The organism is Bradyrhizobium sp. 142, from assembly GCF_023074015.1.
In the GTDB taxonomy this organism is placed as follows: Bacteria; Pseudomonadota; Alphaproteobacteria; order Rhizobiales; family Xanthobacteraceae; genus Bradyrhizobium.
Genome location: NZ_JADPKQ010000282.1, coordinates 1 through 4279, shown reverse-complemented (window position 1 = coordinate 4279; position 4279 = coordinate 1). Strand labels below are relative to the sequence as shown.

The 4279-nt window shown below is 62.3% G+C and carries 4 protein-coding genes and 1 pseudogene; 4 read left to right on the top strand and 1 reads right to left on the bottom strand.

The features are described 5' to 3' along the window. Positions 1-239: 239 nt before the first annotated feature. A complete protein-coding gene (locus IVA82_RS24895) occupies positions 240-1130 on the bottom strand; it encodes a LysR family transcriptional regulator (RefSeq protein WP_247389046.1) in 891 nt (296 codons plus the stop codon). Positions 1131-1387: 257 nt separating this feature from the next. Here IVA82_RS24895 and IVA82_RS49070 point away from each other — a divergent pair. The 4 genes and pseudogenes from IVA82_RS49070 to IVA82_RS24880 form a co-directional block, all read left to right on the top strand. Beyond that, a pseudogene (locus IVA82_RS49070) lies at positions 1388-1822 on the top strand (cation:dicarboxylase symporter family transporter); the annotation flags it as partial. Between the two features lie 94 nt (positions 1823-1916). Continuing rightward, on the top strand, positions 1917-2642 hold the full coding sequence (locus IVA82_RS49065) for a cation:dicarboxylase symporter family transporter (RefSeq protein WP_346658800.1): 726 nt from the start codon (positions 1917-1919) through the stop codon (positions 2640-2642). A 34-nt stretch (positions 2643-2676) separates the two neighbouring features. After that, positions 2677-3840 carry a mandelate racemase/muconate lactonizing enzyme family protein gene (locus tag IVA82_RS24885; RefSeq protein ID WP_247389045.1) on the top strand — a complete coding sequence of 388 codons (1164 nt, stop codon included), beginning with the start codon at positions 2677-2679 and terminating at the stop codon, positions 3838-3840. 146 nt (positions 3841-3986) lie between these two features. Continuing rightward, on the top strand, positions 3987-4279 hold a 293-nt coding region (locus tag IVA82_RS24880), incomplete at its 3' end, for a hypothetical protein (RefSeq protein WP_247389044.1).

Genomic DNA, 4279 nt, shown 5'->3' with positions numbered 1-4279 from the left:
AGGGACCCGGATGGCCCGTCGAGGCCTGTCCGTTAATGAGGTCGCACGCGCGCTGATATCCATGATGGTCCGGAGCAAAACAGCTCCAACTAGAGACCGGATACATTGATGCAAGACCGCTTACCACCAGATCGACGAACCTCTTGCAACGCACGGCCGGACCATACATCCGGGTCAATGGGCTTATCGCGGGGCGCCTCGAGGTTGGTAGAGGTACGCGTGGCCGGCAAGTGTTTTCTTCAGCCGACCTCTATAGCTTCGAATGCCGACCACAGAGCTTCAACTTCTTGCCCCTGTCGTGCTGCCGGGCGGAAGAGCCGTATCTCGATCGGGACCGAGGACTTGGCGTCCCCGGCCTCGACGAGCGAACCCGCCTCGATGTCGTCTTCCGCCAGCGTTCGAGGAAGCCAGGCGACACCGTCTCCGGACCTGACCATCGAGAGCAGCGTCGCGGCGAGATGCGACGTGAAAATCTTCTTCAAGTCCCGCTTCGCCAATTGACTCGCGACGATGCGGCCCAGCCCCGACTGCGGGCTGTAGGCCAGGTAGGGGACGGTCTCGTCGTTTTGCAGCGACCACCGCGGCTTTCGGTCGGCGTCAGCGGCGCTGAGGAGAACGAGCGTGTCGGTACCCACGACGATGCTCTTGAACTGCCTGGTGTCGAGCCGGCTGCCCATGCTGCGATGATAGTGGCACAACAGGAACGATACGTCGCCCCGGAGCATCATCCGCTCGCACGCCGACATGCTGTCCGAGATGAGATTGAGATTGCCCAAGGCGAGAATTTTCTCGCTGCTCCGGACCCACTTTGGAAAGAACGTGAACGACAATACGTGCGTTGCGGCGATCGACAGCGGCCCCGCGCCCCGTCCGGCCACTTCGAGGGTTTCGCGGCGCAACTGATGCAGCGCCCGGGTCAGAATTTCTGCCTGGGTATGGAAATGCTCGCCGGCGGGCGTGAGCGTCACGCTGTGTGTCGTACGCACGAATAGGGGCGCCCCCACCCACTCCTCCAATGCCCGGATCCGTCGGCTGAAGGCCGGCTGGGTGACGTGACGGGCTTCGGCCGCCTTGGAGAAGTTCAAGGTCTCGAAGAGAGCCAGGTAATCCTCGAACCAGATCAGATCCATCGGTGATGCCTAAATGGCATAACTAATCTCGGCAACAGCATTGGCGTTCTCTCCGGCCGAAGCATACGGATCGTCGCAAGCTACACAACGCCACAGCAGCAAGGAAGTCGTTCCGGAGACCGGAGTGGTCCTTCCCAAACAGCGACAGAGGCCACCAAGGCCCAGCATAGGCGTATGCCGTCAGGGAGAAAACATTGAAAATTCGGCACTCTTTCGGTTATTTGAGCGAGCTCTATGTTCAAGTCCTCCTTGCTATCGTGCTGGGCGGCCTGCTCGGTTATCTCTGGCCCCAGGTCGGAACCAACCTTCAGCCGCTCGCCGACGGCTTCATCAAACTGATCAAGATGCTGCTGTCGCCGATCATTTTCGGTACGGTCGTTGTCGGCATAGCCAAGATGAGCGACATCAAGGAGGTCGGCCGAATTGGCGTCAAGTCGCTGATCTACTTCGAGGTGGTCTCGACCTTGGCCCTTGTAATCGGCCTGGTGGTAGTCAACGTGATCAAGCCCGGTGCTGGCATGAACATCGACGCCAGCCACATCGATGCGGGTTCGATCTCGGCCTACGTGAAGGCCGCCGACGGCAACCACGGCTTCGTGCAGTTCCTGCTCGACATCATCCCGACGACGATCGTCGATGCCTTCGCCAAGGGAATGATGCTGCAGGTCATCCTGGTTTCGGTGCTGATCGGCATCGCCATGGTCCAACTCGGCGACTACGGCAAGCCGTTGGTGAACGTCATCGAGATCCTGCTGCACCGCCCTGTTCCGGGTCGTGGCCATGGTCATGCGCCTCGCCCCGTTGGGCGCTGGAGCCGGGGTCGCCTTCACGATCGGAAAGTACGGGATCGCGACGCTCTGGTCACTCGGCTACCTGATGCTCGGCGTCTACGTTACGACGATCCTCTTCGTCGTGGTGGTGCTCGGCGGCATCGCGACGTGGGCCGGTTTTCCGCTGCCGCAATTCTTCCGCTACTTCAAGGACGAGATCCTCATCGTCCTGGGCACCTGCTCGACGGAAGCGGTGATGCCGCAGATGCTGGTCAAGCTCGAGCGGCTCGGTTGCGACAAGACCGTCGTCGGCATGGTGCTGCCCACCGGCTACGCGTTCAATGCCGACGGAACGTCCATTTACCTTTCGATGGCCGCGATCTTCGTCGCTCAGGCGACGAACACGGATCTTTCTCTCGGCGACCAGATCGTCCTGCTGGGCGTGCTTCTTCTGACGTCGAAGGGATCTGCAGGCGTTGCCGGCGCTGGCTTCGTGACGCTCGCCGCAACCCTTTCGTCAATCCACACCGTTCCCGTGGCCGGCCTCGTTCTTTTGCTCGGCGTCGACCGCTTCATGAACGAAGCCCGCGCCGTGACCAATCTTATCGGCAACGGGATCGCGACGATCGCGATTGCCAAGTGGGACGGCGCCTTCGATCGGAAGCAGGCGATGGAAGCCGTGCGGCTACGCCACGACAAGCCCGCCACGGCCGAGACCGACGTTCTGGCGACCGATCCCTAACCGAAGACATCACCAGCCACAGAAGGAGAACGCCATGCGCATCGTAGACGTCGTCGAGACGACCAAGGCAATCTCGTCACCGATCCGGAATGCCTACATCGACTTTTCGAAGATGACTTCCAGCCTTGTCGCCATCGTGACCGACGTCGTCCGCGACGGGCGGCGGGTGGTCGGCTACGGCTTCAATTCGAACGGCCGCTACGGTCAGGGCGGGCTGATCCGGGAGCGCTTTCGCGACCGCATCCTCGAAGCCGAACCTGCGAGCTTGCTGAACGACGATGGAGCCAATCTCGATCCGCACCGCATCTGGACGAAGATGATGTCGAACGAGAAGCCCGGCGGCCACGGCGAGCGCTCGGTCGCCGTCGGAACGCTCGACATGGCGATCTGGGATGCGACCGCAAAGATTGCCGGCAAGCCCCTGTTCCGCCTGCTTGCGGAAATGAAGGGCAAGGAGGCCAACCCGCGGGTCTTCGTCTACGCTGCCGGCGGCTACTACTATCCCGGCAAGGACAACTCCGCGCTGCAGGCGGAAATGCGCGGCTATCTGAACCGCGGCTACAACGTCGTGAAGATGAAGATTGGCGGCGCGTCGATCGACGAGGACCGCGGCCGCATCGAGGCCGTGCTCAAGGAGATCGGATCGCAGGCCAAGCTCGCCGTCGATGCCAACGGTCGCTTCGGTCTCGAGACCGGCATCGCCTACGCCAAGATGCTGCGCGAGTACCCGCTGTTCTGGTATGAGGAGATCGGCGATCCGCTCGACTACGCCCTCCAGGCCGCCGTCGCGGAATTCTATCCCGGCCCGATGGCCACGGGCGAGAACCTATTCTCGCACCAGGACGCCCGCAACCTGCTCCGCTACGGCGGCATGCGTCCGGACCGCGATTGGCTGCAGTTCGACTGTGCTTTGTCGTACGGTCTCGTCGAATATCTCCGGACATTGGACGTCCTGGCCCAACACGGCTGGTCACCGTCGCGCTGCATACCGCACGGCGGTCACCAGATGTCGTTGAACATCGCCGCCGGCCTGGGGCTCGGCGGCAACGAGAGCTACCCCGACCTCTTCCAGCCCTACGGGGGATTCCCGGATTCTGTCCGGGTTCAGGACGGCCACATCGTCATGCCGGACATTCCGGGCATCGGCTTCGAGGGCAAGTCGGATCTGATCAAAGTCATGCGCGAACTGGCCGAATAGGCCGGTCAGTTCACGCGAAAGCGCCATCGAAAGCGATCCCGCATACGACGAGAAGTTCGTTGCGGGTCGCTGGCACATGGGGCCGGCCACGGGCAGAAGCGGCCAGTCGCAATCAGACTGCGGGTCAAAAGCGGCGGTCGAGCCAAGTGCTGATCGGCGTCCGGTTTACGGCGGGCAACCGACATCGCGACGGGTTGAGCGCTCTTCGGCAGAGGGCCAAAGATCGGGATAGGGGGACGTCTCGCGACGCGGCGCGCCATGTCGCGACGCAGCTCAGCCAGGGTGTTGGGCGGGATCGGCTCGCCCTCGGGGGTGCGCAAGCCGTCAAGGCGTTCGGCGGCCTTCTTCAGCTTGGGATTGAAGCCGCGGATGCCAAGCCGGATCAACGTTGCTTTCATTCGGTTGACGATCCGACTTTGCTCGCCGACGAGGCTCGCGT